Origin of the sequence: Alteromonas sp. PRIM-21 (assembly GCF_027563165.1) — a bacterium.
In the GTDB taxonomy this organism is placed as follows: domain Bacteria; phylum Pseudomonadota; class Gammaproteobacteria; order Enterobacterales; family Alteromonadaceae; genus Alteromonas; species Alteromonas macleodii_A.
In genome coordinates this window covers 1-15,294 of the sequence record NZ_JADOEK010000022.1, presented here as the reverse complement: position 1 = coordinate 15,294, position 15,294 = coordinate 1, and the positions used below count along the sequence as shown (strand labels likewise).

17 protein-coding genes are annotated in these 15,294 nt (G+C 43.3%); 5 read left to right on the top strand and 12 right to left on the bottom strand.

The window, feature by feature from the left end; translation table 11 throughout:
• Positions 1 to 22: 22 nt before the first annotated feature.
• From IW644_RS19395 to IW644_RS19385, 3 genes are read right to left on the bottom strand one after another with little or no spacing between them, the layout of a single operon-like run.
• The gene (locus tag IW644_RS19395) at positions 23 to 1,411 is read right to left on the bottom strand and encodes an NAD(P)(+) transhydrogenase (Re/Si-specific) subunit beta (RefSeq protein ID WP_269918983.1); all 1,389 of its coding nucleotides are present in this window, start codon (positions 1,409 to 1,411) and stop codon (positions 23 to 25) included.
• Between the two features lie 11 nt (positions 1,412 to 1,422).
• Positions 1,423 to 1,704: an NAD(P) transhydrogenase subunit alpha gene (locus IW644_RS19390; RefSeq protein ID WP_014951245.1), complete on the bottom strand. Its 282-nt coding sequence runs from the start codon at positions 1,702 to 1,704 to the stop codon at positions 1,423 to 1,425.
• A 2-nt stretch (positions 1,705 to 1,706) separates the two neighbouring features.
• Positions 1,707 to 2,864, bottom strand: coding sequence for an NAD(P) transhydrogenase subunit alpha (locus tag IW644_RS19385; RefSeq protein WP_269918982.1), 1,158 nt, complete (start codon positions 2,862 to 2,864; stop codon positions 1,707 to 1,709).
• A gap of 517 nt (positions 2,865 to 3,381) precedes the next feature.
• Between IW644_RS19385 and IW644_RS19380 the strand changes: the two genes are divergently transcribed.
• The gene (locus tag IW644_RS19380; RefSeq protein ID WP_269918981.1) at positions 3,382 to 3,570 is read left to right on the top strand and encodes a DUF6435 family protein; all 189 of its coding nucleotides are present in this window, start codon (positions 3,382 to 3,384) and stop codon (positions 3,568 to 3,570) included.
• A 93-nt stretch (positions 3,571 to 3,663) separates the two neighbouring features.
• Positions 3,664 to 4,410: a hypothetical protein gene (locus IW644_RS19375; RefSeq protein WP_269918980.1), complete on the top strand. Its 747-nt coding sequence runs from the start codon at positions 3,664 to 3,666 to the stop codon at positions 4,408 to 4,410.
• A gap of 58 nt (positions 4,411 to 4,468) precedes the next feature.
• On the opposite strand, the gene ppiC is transcribed toward IW644_RS19375, so the two are convergent.
• Positions 4,469 to 4,750, bottom strand: coding sequence for a peptidylprolyl isomerase PpiC (ppiC, locus tag IW644_RS19370; protein ID WP_071953019.1), 282 nt, complete (start codon positions 4,748 to 4,750; stop codon positions 4,469 to 4,471).
• A 170-nt stretch (positions 4,751 to 4,920) separates the two neighbouring features.
• On the opposite strand from ppiC, the gene IW644_RS19365 reads away from it, so the two are divergent.
• Positions 4,921 to 6,756 carry a DUF885 domain-containing protein gene (locus IW644_RS19365; RefSeq protein WP_269918979.1) on the top strand — a complete coding sequence of 612 codons (1,836 nt, stop codon included), beginning with the start codon at positions 4,921 to 4,923 and terminating at the stop codon, positions 6,754 to 6,756.
• 72 nt (positions 6,757 to 6,828) lie between these two features.
• On the opposite strand, the gene cyoE is transcribed toward IW644_RS19365, so the two are convergent.
• The 6 genes from cyoE to IW644_RS19335 all read right to left on the bottom strand — a co-directional run bounded on the left by cyoE (position 6,829) and on the right by IW644_RS19335 (position 12,380).
• A complete protein-coding gene (gene cyoE, locus IW644_RS19360; RefSeq protein WP_269918978.1) occupies positions 6,829 to 7,725 on the bottom strand; it encodes a heme o synthase in 897 nt (298 codons plus the stop codon).
• Positions 7,726 to 7,907: 182 nt separating this feature from the next.
• Entirely contained in the window at positions 7,908 to 8,279 is a 372-nt protein-coding gene (gene cyoD, locus IW644_RS19355; RefSeq protein WP_269918977.1) for a cytochrome o ubiquinol oxidase subunit IV, read from the bottom strand.
• On the bottom strand, positions 8,279 to 8,896 hold the full coding sequence (cyoC, locus tag IW644_RS19350; protein WP_269918976.1) for a cytochrome o ubiquinol oxidase subunit III: 618 nt from the start codon (positions 8,894 to 8,896) through the stop codon (positions 8,279 to 8,281). Before cyoC ends, cyoD begins: the two co-directional genes overlap by 1 nt.
• Positions 8,896 to 10,881, bottom strand: a complete 1,986-nt coding sequence (gene cyoB / locus IW644_RS19345; protein WP_269918975.1) for a cytochrome o ubiquinol oxidase subunit I — start codon at positions 10,879 to 10,881, stop codon at positions 8,896 to 8,898. The genes cyoC and cyoB overlap by 1 nt, the downstream gene beginning before the upstream one ends.
• 2 nt (positions 10,882 to 10,883) lie before the next feature.
• Positions 10,884 to 11,825 (bottom strand): ubiquinol oxidase subunit II, encoded by a 942-nt coding sequence (gene cyoA / locus IW644_RS19340; RefSeq protein ID WP_269918974.1) that lies wholly within the window; start codon positions 11,823 to 11,825, stop codon positions 10,884 to 10,886.
• A gap of 147 nt (positions 11,826 to 11,972) precedes the next feature.
• Complete coding sequence (locus IW644_RS19335) at positions 11,973 to 12,380, bottom strand: hypothetical protein (protein ID WP_269918973.1); 408 nt, start codon at positions 12,378 to 12,380, stop codon at positions 11,973 to 11,975.
• 499 nt (positions 12,381 to 12,879) lie between these two features.
• Here IW644_RS19335 and vapB point away from each other — a divergent pair, with 499 nt between their 5' ends.
• Positions 12,880 to 13,119, top strand: coding sequence for a type II toxin-antitoxin system VapB family antitoxin (gene vapB, locus IW644_RS19330; RefSeq protein ID WP_179984955.1), 240 nt, complete (start codon positions 12,880 to 12,882; stop codon positions 13,117 to 13,119).
• Positions 13,070 to 13,513 carry a type II toxin-antitoxin system tRNA(fMet)-specific endonuclease VapC gene (vapC, locus tag IW644_RS19325; RefSeq protein WP_442864470.1) on the top strand — a complete coding sequence of 148 codons (444 nt, stop codon included), beginning with the start codon at positions 13,070 to 13,072 and terminating at the stop codon, positions 13,511 to 13,513. Before vapB ends, vapC begins: the two co-directional genes overlap by 50 nt.
• Positions 13,514 to 13,590: 77 nt before the next feature.
• Here vapC and IW644_RS19320 read toward each other — a convergent pair whose 3' ends face one another.
• Positions 13,591 to 14,562: a hypothetical protein gene (locus tag IW644_RS19320; protein ID WP_269918972.1), complete on the bottom strand. Its 972-nt coding sequence runs from the start codon at positions 14,560 to 14,562 to the stop codon at positions 13,591 to 13,593.
• Positions 14,553 to 15,294, bottom strand: a 742-nt coding sequence (locus IW644_RS19315) for an RHS repeat-associated core domain-containing protein (protein ID WP_269918971.1), incomplete at its 5' end; no start/stop codon positions are given. The genes IW644_RS19315 and IW644_RS19320, both read right to left, overlap by 10 nt.

Sequence of the window (15,294 nt, the reverse complement as noted above, 5' to 3'; positions counted from 1 at the left end):
CTATAAGAGAATAGACATCGTATTAGTCGTCGCCGAACTCGCGAATAATACTGTTGATGGTGTCCTTAGCATCACCTAGCACCATGCGTGTGTTATCTTTAAAAAACAGCGGGTTGTCTACACCGGCAAAGCCAGCACTAGCAGAGCGTTTAAGTACAAAGACGGTTTTAGCACGATGGGCTTCGATAACTGGCATACCGTAAATAGGGCTGCCCTTCATTTCTTTGGCCGCAGGGTTAACTACATCGTTCGCGCCGATAACGATAACCACATCATAGTTTTCCATACGCGGGTTTACGTCGTCCATTTCGTACAATTGGTCATAAGGCACATCGGCTTCTGCCAATAACACGTTCATGTGACCCGGCATACGTCCTGCTACCGCGTGAATAGCATAATCAACCGTACAGCCATTTTCTTCTAATAGCGACTGAAGCTCACGCACAGCATGCTGTGCTTGCGCAACCGCCATACCATAACCAGGCACTACCAGTACTGCTTGCGCGGCTTCTAATACATAAAATGCATCTTGCGCGGCTAATACTTTTATTTCGCCTTCTATTTTTTCACCGGCTTCCACCGGCTTCGCAAAGCCAGACAACAGCACATTCATCAGTGAACGGTTCATTGCCTTACACATAATATTGGTAAGAATTAAGCCTGAAGCCCCAACCAGCAGCCCAGTAACAATCAATATTGTGTTACCAGTAGCGAGACCTGCAGCAGACGCGGCAACGCCCGAGTAGCTGTTTAATAACGCTATAACCACTGGCATATCTGCACCACCAATTGAAATAGTAGCCCACAAGCCGAAGCTTAGTGACAACGCGATTGCACAGTAAATCCAAAGAGGGTTGCTTGGGTCGGTAGTGAAGAAATAACCAATCACTACCATGCCAATGAGGTGCAAGATACTTAGTTCACGAAGCCCCGTGAAGATAACCGCTTTAGAGCTCATTTTACCCGACAGTTTACCCCACGCCACCACTGAGCCAGAGAACGTAATTCCCCCCACTAAGATAGTGAAAAACAGGGTAATAAAGGTAAATGCGCTTTCAGTTTTGAGGGTGATTAGGCTCATTCCTGCCAGTGTCGCCCAGCCCAGAAGCAATGACGCTGCACCACCAAAGCCGTTAAACAAAGACACCATTTCCGGCATTGCCGTCATTTCAACGGTTTTGGCTTTCCACGCTCCAAAAGCCCCGCCAATAACAAAACCTAAAAGGATATAGTGGTAGCTAATAATTTGCTGATCAAGCAAGGTAACAACCACAGCAACCAGCATACCTATGGCAGAAATGAAGTTACCTTTCTTAGCAGTATCTGGATGGCTAAGTAATTTAAGACCCAAGATAAATAGCGCCGCAGCAACTACATACGCAAGGTTTATTACAGTTACGATATCACTCACTTGCGTACTCCTTATTTATCTTTTTTCTTAAACATGCCAAGCATGCGGTCGGTAACAAGATACCCGCCCACTACGTTTATGCTGGCTAGCGCCACCGCAGCCGTACCAAGAATGGTGGTTAGCAAATTATTGTCGCTACCCGATGCGACTAATGCGCCTACTAACGTAATACCTGATATTGCGTTAGAACCTGACATTAAAGGCGTATGTAACGTAGCAGGCACTTTTCGAATTAACTCAAAACCCAAAAAAGCAGCCAGTAGCACAATGAAAAGTAAATAAATGATTTCCATGATTAGGCTCCTTTGTATGCGTTGTTAAGCATGTCGTTGGTTATGTTGCCGTCGTGGGTAATTACACAGCCAGCTAGAATGTCGTCTTCCAGATTCAGCCCAAAAGTTTTGGTTTCATCATTAAAGAACTCATCCACAAGGTTATAGATGTTATTGGCGTACATATCGGTGGCGGCTTTAGCCACAAACTGACTCCAGTTACCGTTACCGATTACCTTTACACCGTTAACTTCAACTGTTTCGCCAGCAACCGAACCTTCAACGTTGCCGCCCGATGTTGCGGCCATATCTACAACCACACTGCCCGGCTTCATTAGTGCTAAGGTATCTTTTGAAATTAATACAGGTGGTTTGCGACCAAATAGTTGAGCAGTAGTTATAACAATGTCAGAGTCGGCAATCGCGTCACGCTGTGCTTCTTGCTGCTTCGTTTTTTGTTCGTCAGTCAGCTCTTTTGCGTAACCGTCTTTCGTTTGGCCTGTTTCACCAATGTCGATTTTAAGGAATTTGCCACCTAGTGACTCTACTTGCTCTGCCACTACCGCACGGGTGTCGTAAGCAAGCACGTTTGCACCTAAACGTTTCGCCGTTGCTATAGCTTGAAGGCCCGCTACGCCTGCACCAATAATAAATACCTTCGCAGGCTTTATGGTGCCTGACGGTGTCATCATCATAGGGAGTATTGATGGCAACTGATTCGCTGCCTGCATTACCATGACATAACCTGCAAGACTCGCCTGCGAGCTCAATGCATCCATTTTCTGAGCGCGAGATGAGCGTGGAATCATTTCTACAGAAATAGCGGTCAGCCCTTTTTCTGCAATAGACTCAATAAGCGGTTGCTGAAAGAAAGGGTCAAGATGGCCTACCACAATGGCCCCTTTTTTCATCAACGCTAGCTGTGCATCGCTAGGTTTATTCACCGCTACCAGCATATCTGCGGTTGATAATGCATCATTCACATCATCAAGGATTGTGACGCCCACATCTTGATATTCTTTATCTGAATAACCAGCCCCCTTTCCTGCCCCTGTTTCGAGCAGTAAAGTTGCACCTTTCTTCACCAGACGTTGAGCGCTACTTGGCGTAGCTGCACAGCGCTTCTCCACATTATTGAGCGGATCCGGCGCTTTTGACTCATTTAAAATTATGATCTTCACACATACACCTCCTCACTTTTTTGGCAATTTGAGAATGACACCAACCTTATGCAGCGCAGCCATTTAATTCGCTTATGCTTAGCATTCCTTGGCTAAATTACATTCAATTTTTGTTTTATTCGCACTTTTTTCTGCAGTACTCATCCCTGTGACCGCTTTATTTATAGGCGAATAGAGGAGCAAAGCTACGCGAAACACTTATTCTTAACCACTACATTTTCCTTACGACTAATAACTAATACGAATAAAGAAATGGCATACAGTTAATAAATGGTCTCAATATTTTCTCATTCACAATGTGAATAAAGAAAAATACGGTTATTTTTTGTGCATACGTAAATGTTGAGATTAACTTCAAGGAAGTTTTTACAATGATGGGGCAGTTACGAAAGTGAAGAGTTTGTTGAAGAAAAATAGAACTTGCTTCCTTACCATGAAAGTTTGTTAACTAAGTTTGGTGATCGAAACATTCTCTTATTGCGTTATAGCGCTAACTACTAAAAAGAGAAATTCTTCCATGTTCGGACTTTTTAATAACAACCCCACGAAAAAAATGCGCAAGCAATACGATGCCTTATTGGAGAAAGCCATGCATGCACAACGAAACGGTGATATCAAAACGTATTCGCTGCTAACAGCTGAGTCTGAAACCCTTTGGAAAGAAATAGAAAAATTGGAAAACCCTGACAACCAAAAAAACAACTAAGTAATTTTGCCCTAGTTTTCTCGCCCTTTATTTTCTATGCACTTACAATGAGGTCTTATACGTAAATGCATCAAACAATAAGGCGCCTTCGATATGCAAATAGGCAGTGCTGTAACGGCATTTAAACAGTTCACTTCCAGGGTACTACTTCTCGCCACCTGCGCGATGCTGTCTAATACGGCTTTCGCTATTGAAGCGGGCCAATATTACTATTTTATTTCTGACAAGTGCGTAGCCAAAGGCCCTCAAACGCCTGAAGAGCGCGGCGCCGTAACGCCAGATGTTATGTTATTTGAAGTGGTACCCGCTGGGATCAGCGACTACTACGTAAATATGAATACAAACGCCCTAGTTCACTATGCAGAAGAGGGGCAAGACACCCTTTCTTCGTTAGAAGCAGAGCAGGCTTACACTGCAGGTAAAGCACCGTCAAAGGACAGCCTTAGAAAAGACGGGAATGCTATTCATCACGACTTTATGTTGCAGCGCGAAGCCATAGATTTGAAAACCCTGATTAACACCTTAAACGGTTTTTCGCAGCTGCAATCTGATAAAGGCTACTTTTTTAAGAAGATTGTAGGGCTTTCAAACCCTAACGCTAAGTTCAAAGCGATTACCCGAGTTCGCTTAACCGATATGGGTTATGAAAACCGTATGATGCTAACAAGCTATACCAGCGATTATTTTATGTTGGATGGGCAAGGCAAAGCGCCTGATACACCTTTTATTAAAGTAGATCACGGTTCAGCAATTCGCAGTTCACTTCACGAGGCCAACAGCCCTTACGCTATCTTCACCCGAAACACAGTATGCGGTGAAAAGTGGGAGCCGGGTAACTAGCGCATCGTCGGTTTAATATTTGATGACAGGAAGGCGCTTGAAGCCTTTCTTTTTTTGCCTAGTTACTGCGGTAAAGTGTTTTTATTAAATGAAAACCAAAGCGTGTTTTCACTGGCCCATGCACTTTAAGCACCTCTTTCTTAAACACCACATCGTCGAAGGCTTTTACCATTTGGCCACGACGGAATTCGCCTAAGTCGCCGCCACGCTTGCCCGAAGGACATTTGGAATGACGCTTTGCTAACGTCGCAAAATCCTTACCCTTTTTAAGCTGCTCTAAAATAGAAAGCGCTTCTTTCTCTGTTTTTACCAAAATGTGAAGTGCGGATGCCGTTGCCATGGTGCTGCCTATTTACATGTGATGAATAGGTGGAAATTATAAACGAGAGTATCCCTATCCGTAAGCGAAAAGCTCCCTTGCGTTTGAAATAACCATTTACAAATCAAGTTTACTTTCTTGCACTGTTTCCGTTAACGTAAGCATTGGACAAAATTCGGACAATAATAACGATGAAACGATTTCTCAAATGGATTGGTGCTGGCTTACTGGTTATTGTATTAGCGGGCGGTACGTTTGCTGCGCATGAGTGGTATGCAGATAAGCCTTTTAGCTTTAATAACCTGCTTAATCGAGAGCTAGTAAAAGTAGCCTTTGATAGTCCTGAAACGTTAACCTCGCTCGGTTTTTTGGAATCGGTTGGCATTAAAGGCCATAACGCTAAGTTAGACGACGTTAGCCAAGAGAAAAATGATGCCTTATTTGCAAAGGCCCATGATATCCGCGAAAAAGTTTTAGCGTACGACGATCAAGACTTAACCAAAGACGAGCAGCTTTCCAAAGAAATCACGCTTTATTTACTTGATTACCTTATAAGTAACGAGCCATACCAGTACCACAGCTATCCAGTGAACCAGCTTTTTGGTGTACAAAACAGTTTTCCCAGTTTTATGGAAGCACAGCATCAAATTAATGATGCTACCGACGTTGAAAACTACTTAAGCCGACTACGTGCTGTAGATGAGAAGTTTGCACAAGTGCTCGAAGGGCTAAAATTGCGAGAAGAAAAAGGCATTATCCCGCCTCGCTTCGTTATCGAGCGTGTACTTGATGAGATGAACGGTTTTGTGTCTTCACCATTAGAAGAGAACATCCTTTACAGCTCGTTGAAAGAAAAAATGTCGAAGGCGGAAGAAATCTCGGCAGAGCAGCAAGACGCATTTTTAGTAGACGCTCAAAAAGTGATAGATGATGATGTAGATCGCGCCTACCAGCTATTAATTGACTATTTCACTACTATTCAAGCCAAAGCAGGTAACGATCACGGCTTTTGGCATCTGCCAGAAGGTGACAAAGTGTACGCCAACGCGCTACGCTTTTTTACCACTACGGACATGACTGCCGATGAAATTCACAACCTAGGCTTAAAAGAGGTAGCGAGAATTCAGGGCGAAATGTTGACTATTCTTGCTGGTGAAGGCTATGACGTAAGTCAGGGTTTTTCTAACGCTATGGACGCGTTAGCCGCAGACCCCTCTCATTACTACGAAGACAGTGATGAGGGTCGCGAACAAATTCTTAAAGATTACCAAACCATACTCGATGAAATTGACGCAGGTATTAGCGAAGCATTTAGAATTCGCCCTGAAGCAGGTATGGAAGTCGTCCGCATTCCTGAGTTTAAAGAGAAAACTGCACCAGGTGCTTATTATCAACAGCCTGCAATTGACGGCTCTCGCCCAGGCCGCTTCTTCGCAAACCTGTACGATATTAAAGCAACACCTAAGTACAGCATGCGCACGCTGGCCTACCATGAGGGTATTCCAGGTCACCATTTCCAAATTGCAGTAGCAATGGAGTTAGAAGGCATGCCGTTTATTCGTAAAATGTCGCCTTTTACTGCCTACACCGAAGGCTGGGCGTTGTATACAGAATATTTAGCATGGGAAATGGGCTTTCAAGATAAACCGCTAGATAACTTAGGTCGCCTGCAAGCTGAATTATTTAGAGCTGTGCGCTTAGTGGTAGATACAGGCATTCACGATAAACGCTGGACTCGAGAAGAAGCTATTGAGTATATGGTGCGCAATACGGGTATGGCCCTTAGTGATGTTACATCTGAAATTGAGCGCTATATAGTTATGCCGGGTCAGGCCACCTCTTACAAAGTCGGTATGATTAAAATTTTAGAAATTCGCGAGAAAGCAAAGCAAGCATTAGGCGATAAGTTCGATTTACGCGATTTCCACGACGTGGTGCTTAAAAATGGTGCTGTGCCACTAGCTATTCTTGAAGAGTTGGTAGACGAGTACATTGAAGAAAAGCTCGCCGAAAGTCAGGAAGTATAATCATTATACAGTTACCACGTACACAGCGCTTTTGACTTAGGTATTCCATCGAGGCAAAAGCGCTTATTAGCTCTACAAAGCTATCGCAAATAAACTATCAACGGTGGTGTGATAATCCACCGACATCGCGATAGATAACAGTGTTATATTTACAATGGAAAAGCCAAATACTCGTTTTGCCCACCCCTCTACGTTGATGTCGGGTCTATATCCGCGAAGCGCCATTAAAAGCCACCATAGGCTGGTTGCAAAGGCCACGGTTAAAAAACCAATGCCCGTATAACCGCTAAGCGGGAGCAGCATTACCACTAAAGCAAATACCGCAATATGTAGGACTATATGGCGTTTCGCTTTCGCAATACCTTTCGAAACAGGCAATACTGGAATGCCAGCCGCTTTATAGTCGTTATATCTGAAGATAGCGATGGCATATGAATGGGGCATTTGCCAAATACTGAACATACCCAACAAAATAGCTGCGGCCATATCAAACTGACCACTTACCGCGCAATAACCGACCACTGGCGGCACCGCACCTGACAAACTGCCAACGAATGTGCCGTATACTGAGTTTCGCTTCATATAAAGGCTGTAAACGCCCACATAAATAACGTAGCCAAAGGCGGCAAAAAATACGGCGGTAAGGTTGGTGTAAAGCGCTAACAAGCCAAACCCTGCAACACCTAGCACAGCACCGTGCAACATCGCAGTAAGTAACGGCAACTCGCCTGTTACCGTAACCCGTTTTGCGGTGCGCTGCATTTTGCCGTCGATATCTCGGTCAATGCAGTTATTAATGACACAACCTGAAGCCACCACCAGCGATAAACCGATGAGCGCTGCGAGCAATAGCCAATAATCTATATCGCCACGGGACGCGAGCAAGAAACCGCCCGTTACCGAAATGGCATTACCCATAATGATGCCGGGCTTGGTGACTGACAGATAACGTTTAAAGGTAGAGGTCATGGGTAAAATCCAAAATTAGAACGCGCCAATTAAGACGCGCGTCAATGAATACTGAGAAGCCCAACACTGAGCGCCCTTTAAAAAGGCACTATGTGAGGGCTTAACGTACTGACCGAAATTTAGTAAGCATATGAAAAGCCAGACAAAATCGTCAGACTAGACCACGTATACCCTGTGGCTTGCTAATACATCATCATGGCGTTCGATTCGTAGATGATCCAAACGGATAACCCCACCACCATGAAAATAATGAGCGCACTGAATAGAAACGAGAACGTATTGGCTCTGCCTTCCTCGGTTACAAAGTTAAGATGCAGGAAGTATTTAAGGTGCACCCAAATTTGAACTAAGCCCAAGGTAACCACGCTCCAAATGGTGGTAACTTTAGAAAAATCACCATTTATCACCAAGGTGAACGGAATGGCGGTAAGAACCACAGATAAAATAAAGCCAATAACGTATGACTTCACATCGCCATGGCTAGCATCACTACTATGTTCAGATGAAGCGTGGCTATTCGAATTCGAAGCTAATTTTGCATCATGTAGCGCCATTACATTGCCCCCATTAAATACACTACGGTAAATACACATATCCATACGATATCGAGGAAGTGCCAAAACAGGCTTAAGCAGCTTAATCGGGTAACAGTTTGCTCACCAAGACCTCGGCGGATTACTTCAATAAACATAATGGACATCCAAATAAGGCCTGCTGTAACGTGCAGTCCATGCAGCCCTACTAGCGAGAAAAACGCCGTTAGAAACGCACTTTGCTGCGGCCCGTTGCCATGCTCGATAAGGTGGTGGAATTCATATACTTCCATACCGATAAAACACGCTCCCAGCGCCCATGTCACCGCCAGCCAAGCAAGAGCACCTGATTTGTTTTGCCGGTGAGCACAAATCATGGCAAAGCCAAAGGTTATACTGCTTAAGAGCAATGCAGCTGTTTCCACAGCTACAAAGTTGAGTTCAAAAATATCTTTGCCAGACACGCCCCCTGCCGTGTTCATGAAGAGCACGGCGTAGGTTGCAAAAAAAGATGCAAACAGCAAACAGTCGGTCATTAAATACAACCAAAAACCAAACACTGTGTTGTTCTCATGATGTTCTTCATGTGCGTGTGCTTGAGGCATTGACGCTGCACTTGAAGTTGCAATAGTACTCATTAGCGACCTCCTACTGTATTTGCACTTAAGTGCGTGGCTTCAACTCGTTCAACCTCATCTACCTGCACGTAGTAATCAACATCTGCGGTATAGCAACGTTTGATAAACACCCCTATTCCTGCTACTAAACCAGCAACGGCTAGCCACCAGATATGCCAAATAAGGGCGAAGCCCATAACGGTAAAGCTCATACTCATAAACACACCGGCTGAGGTGTTTTTTGGCATATGTATAGGTGCGTATTTCTCTGGGCGTTGATACGACTCGCCCCGTTCTTTCATATCCGTCCATGCATCGATGTCTTTAACGTGCGGTATGTTGGCAAAGTTATAGAACTGAGGTGGTGACGCGGTTGACCACTCTAGCGTGTGGCCATTCCACGGGTCGCCCGTTGTGTCGTTGAGCTTTTCTCTGTTTTTAAAGCTGACGAACAATTGTAGAAGCTGGAAGAAAATGCCAATCGCAATAACAAACGCACCAAATGCGGCAATGTATAACCAGATATTCCAGTCAGGATTGTTTGTGTGATTTAAACGGCGTGTCATACCCAAGAAGCCAAGCACATATAGAGGCATGAACGCCAAAAGGAAACCAATTTGCCAGCACCAAAACGCTGCTTTTCCGGTTTTTTCGTCAAGCTTAAAGCCCATGGCTTTCGGGAACCAAAAAGCAAAGCCCGCCAAGTAGCCAAACACTGCACCACCAATAATGGTGTTATGAAAGTGAGCAATAAGGAACAAGCTATTGTGGAGTACGTAGTCTGCGCCAGGAATGGCTAACAGCACGCCAGTCATACCGCCAATGGTGAAAGTCACCATAAAACCTAACGTCCATAGCACAGGCACACTCAGTACAAGACGACCTCGATACATAGTGAAGAGCCAGTTAAATAGTTTTACCCCCGTGGGTATAGCTATAACCATGGTCATAATGCCGAAGAAGGCATTCACATTGGCGCTCGACCCCATGGTGAAGAAGTGATGCAGCCACACAATAAAGCCTAGAATGGCAATGGCGCCCGATGCATAAACCATCGACTTGTAGCCAAACAAACGCTTAGCGGTAAACGTTGAAATAACTTCTGAAAAAATACCAAATGCAGGCAGTACAAGAATATAAACTTCAGGGTGTCCCCACGCCCAAAACAGGTTGATATACATCATGGAGTTACCACCTGCTTCGTTAGTGAAGAAGTGAAAATCCATATAGCGGTCTAGCGTTAGCATGGCTAACACAGCGGTAAGAATAGGGAACGATGCGGCGATAAGAATATTCGCCCATGTGCAAGTCCAGGTGAAAATAGGCATTTGCATGAGTTTCATGCCAGGGGCACGCATTTTAAACACGGTAACTAAGAAGTTTACCGCGGTTAACAGGGTACCGAGCCCGGATATCTGCAAGGCCCATATATAATAGTCCACGCCAACCCCGGGACTAAACTCCAACCCGGCTAGCGGCGGATAAGCAACCCACCCTGTTTTTGCGAATTCACCTAACCCTAAAGACACATTCACTAGAATTGCGCCACCTGCGGTTAGCCAAAAACTCAAATTATTTAAAAAAGGAAACGCCACATCACGGGCACCAATTTGCAGCGGCAGAATGATGTTCATTAAGCCAATCATAAACGGCATTGCCATGAAGATGATCATGATAACGCCATGGGCTGTGAAGATTTGGTCGTAGTGCTCTGGCGGGAGGTACCCGGGCGCACCATTGGTTGCCATTGCAAGCTGAGTACGCATCATAATGGCATCGGCAAAGCCGCGAAGCAGCATGATCATAGCCAGCACAATGTACATAATACCAAGGCGTTTGTGGTCGACAGACGTGATCCAGTCAAACCACAGGGTACCCCACTGTTTGTGTTTGGTGATGAGCATGGCTATAACCACACCAAGCAGTGCCACTACGGCAAGTGTCACCATGATAATGGGCTCGTGATAGGGCACGGCCTCTATAGATAATTTACCTAAAAAAGACATAATTATTGTGCATCCTCTTGATGATGACGGTGTTGCATTTGAGGCATTGTGTGGTGTTCGCCGGTTCCGGCATTTTCTGGCTTGCTATAAAAGTCCATAGAGCCGTGATCTTTCATGTACTTCATCACGATGTCGTGAAAAAGGCCTTCACTCACTTCGCTGTAGTAAGTCACAGGGTTATTTTCACTTGGCTTGGCAAGCTGCTCATAAGAAGCGGGAGTTAACGGTGTTTGGGCTTGTTTTACGCTTGCAACCCAATCGTTAAAGTCGCCCTCGGTAGGTGTGGCGATAGCGTTGAATTTCATTCCCGTAAAGCCCGCGCCACTGTAGTTTGACGAAATACCTTTATACGTACCTGGCTCATCGGCGATAAGGTGAAGCTTAGTTTCCATTCCCGCCATGGAATAAATCTGACTTCCCAACTGAGGAATGAAAAACGAATTCATAGTGCTTTCAGAAGTGATTTTAAACGCCACAGGTTTATTAGCCGGAAACACTAATTCATTGACGGTAGCGATACCTTGCTCAGGGTAAATAAACAGCCACTTCCAATTGAGCGATACCACTTCAACAGTAAGGTGTTCTCCTTTGCCTTCTAGTGGTGAATAAGGGTCGAGTGCGTGAGTAGAACGCCATGTGATCACGCTTAACGAAATAACAATTAAGATAGGAATTGACCATACAACGGCTTCTATCTTTGTAGAGTGTGCCCACTTCGGGGTGTAAATTTCAAAGTCGCGACTAGCGCGATACTTCCATGCGAAGTAAAGCGTTAGAACAATTACGGGAACAACAACAATCAGCATCAGAATGGTACAAAGAATAATAAGGTTCTTCTCATCCATGCCCACTTGCCCTTTGGGGTCAAGCACGCCACCGCTGCAACCGGCTAACGTAAGCCCAGCACCAGCAACAATCAAAGTAAAAAGGTTACGAATAGACAAAACAAGTTCCTATAACCCACAAGTTAAACGGCGATGACTGTGCAATTCCTAAAGGAACTACGGGTTTACAGCATCGGAAAACGCACCAAAAGTGGCGTTATTACGCTTAAAGCGCAGCACTCATGGTGGCTAAAATATCGGAGAGGTTTAACTGAAAAGCGGGGGCGCTCGGCTGCCAACCGTTTGAACGAAAGGCTGAGGAAATGTAGGGCAAAGGTAAGGAATAGGTCGGCGCTGTTTTGTTATTTGCGCCTTTGCTATAGCCGTGGCTTTAACCAATAAACCGACTAATACCAACGCGATAGTGGGAACGATAAATTGTGAAAGCGTGTGATTAGCAAGTGCAATGAAAAAAGGCTCGAAAACCAAGCTTTCATTAAATGCACTGACAAACTCTGTAGCGTCGGCCATGGTGCCACTAATAACTAGCGCAACATTCAACAACAGCACCATATTGGCTAACCACAGCATAGCGCCTACACCGTTGGTGTAGTTTACTGCAGGTCTAATTAATGAATTCAATTCGCTTAAAAAAGCGAAAGAACGTGGTGCCATAGTGATTTGTATGCCTTATAAAAAATGCACTAGTTACCTACTTCAAAGATGAAGCAGGCGTGGCAGATTAAAGACAATTTTTATCGAGCACAAGTCACTCATTGATTACTCTCAAGCTATTCTCTTTGCATTTAAATGAAAAATTTTCCATTTATTTAACATGTTAGGATTACTCTTCCAAATTATGCAGTTTGCTTTACTTACGCTGTACCTTTTGTTTTTAGGCATTTCATGATCATTTAACGTGAAACTTGCTTCTTCTTGAAAGAAAGTAATGTAAATTTTTCGTTTATAAAAACTAAGCAAAACATAGAACTCTGGAAAGTTTGTGATGCGTTAAGCTTCCGATAAACACGATGAAACACACAAGGTTTTTCTAGTTGGCTATAGGCATGTTCTCAATACGCCAAAGCATGTATAACATCGCTTGGTATATGCCTTTGCCATATACCAACTTTATGTATATAGTAATGCTATATACCAACTAAGGGATGTAAAAATGACGACAGCTAAAATTTTTATGAATAACCGCTCTCAAGCAGTTAGGATGCCCGCAGAAGCACGATTTGAAGAATCTGTTAAAGCAGTTAATGTTCGGGTTGTAGGTAAGGAAAGAGTATTAAGCCCTATAGAAAATACTTGGGATAGCTTTTTTGAATCAAGCAATTCAGTAACAGGTGACTTTATGAATGAAAGGGCGAGCCAAGAACAAACTGCTCGAGAAAGTTTTGATGATTAAGTACCTACTAGACACTAATATTTGTATTTATGTGATCAAGAATCGTCCTTTGGAAGTTTTATCAAAATTCAATGATTCAGCGGGCAGAATGGCTATTTCATCAATTACATTAGCTGAACTTTTACATGGATGTGAGAAAAGCCAAAAAGTTGAACATAATACCAGGCAGGTAGAAGATTTCTGCTCCAGGCTTGAAGTTCTTGAGTATGGCAATAATGCGGCGCAACATTATGGTTCAATTAGAGCAAATTTGGAAAAGTCCGGCCAAATGATTGGTGTAAATGACCTACATATCGCGGGCCATGCGCGTAGCTTAGGGTTGACTGTTGTTACTAACAACGAACGAGAGTTTCATCGGGTTAAAGGGCTACTTGTAGAAAATTGGATATCTTAATTTAAACAACTGTCTAGTAAAGTATGGTCGATTCAAGGTGATCGTTAATTCAGCTTTGAGATATAACTAAAGTGAAATTAGGAATTCCGATATTCGTTACTTTTTCGATTGTAATGCCGCTTATTCCCAAAACCAATATCAGCAGTGTCTTTATGTATATCTAAAAATGAAAGGTCTCCATCTACCACCTTGCTATTGCCAAAATGAAAAGAACAAAGATTTGGCAAATCCTCAAGAAAAGATAATGAATTAATCTCTTTGCAAGAAATTCCCAGCTTTTGGATGCCTTTGAATTTGGAGATGAAACTGTATTCATTTAACTTGCCGCAAGCATTTATGAAAAGCTTATTTAATTTAGAATGCACTGACTCAACTTTGACACTCGCCAGTTTGCGCATTTCTATAATCCATAGCTCTTCTAGCTCAGGGAGTTCATCAATACAAACCAATGATTCACATGGCAAGAAACCTACATTTAAGTATTTCAATTTTTTGAGCACTGAAAGACCACTTAAATCTCTAATTTTTGATTCATTGCCGATTCCAAAAGCATTTAGGCCGGCAAATTTGGATAGAACGCCCAAATCTTTTAAACCAACATTTGCTAAATCTAAATCAACAATTGAATTTGCAGACGCGATGTTATTGAAATCCAAATTAACATCACAAACACTAAGCGAATCCAGCTTTTTAAGCTCAGGCAGAGATAAAACTATACTTTTTTTTCTATCCCATAGCCCAACGCCCAATTTATTCAGATTTATTAAGCAATTTATGTTGTCCAAAGAGGTAATCTCTGCACTTCTCGAAATACCAAGGTGCTGGATGTTTTTAAACCTTGGATCACAGAGAAAGTCCAGATTACCCCACTCGCCATAATCTATTTCCAACTTAGCGAATTTTCCCGCTTCAATCTCTTCGAATATACGGTCATCCCACTTCACAAGTAATTTTAAAATTCTAGCGTATTTATCTTGATTCACTATGTAATCAGGGTGGCCACTTGTTGATTTTCTATATTCAAATCTTGCTCCACTATCTAACCGCATAACTTTGCCTTGCTTAATGCTTTTTGTAATTTGGGTCTATTTTTACCAATAACATTCTTTTGGTTACCTACAGGAGCATTTTTGATTTTTCCACTTTTGTCGTATCCAGCTTCTTCAAGTAGTACCTCTAACACCCACTGTTCCAAGATATCCAACGCATCCTTAATCTTACCTTTGTCGCGAACTGTTACAGGGAAGCTACGTAAGAAGGCATCAGCTTTAACTCTGCCAGCTTTTGCGTGCTGATTCGTTCGATTTTTTACATTTTTGGCTTGACCGGTATAAGGCTGCCCGTTGTTATTAAGATCGGAGAAAAGGTACACGCCTTCAGTTGCAATTCTAGTAGCCTCACGGATTACAATATCTTCAATAACGAAACAGCCTCCATCCCAAACCAGTTGTTTAGTTGATTTACTTCTAGCGATAGAGATACCTACACGTGAAGCACTGGTTCTAGCAAGTTGCCCTCTTATAGTAGAAGCAATTAACTGATTGGTTAGGAAAGTATATCCAGAAGGATCTGTATAAGTAAGGGGATCATTTGCTACATACACATACTTGTGTAACGAAGCAGGATATAGATCTAGTCCTTCAAACGAGTCAAACTGCGTAAACCGACCCACATTCTGGTCGTAATATCTCGCTCTTAGGTAGTAATTATCCAGCTGTGCATCAAACTGTTCGCCCGAGTACAAATAGTCATTATCTGTTATACCATCCGTATTGAGCAAT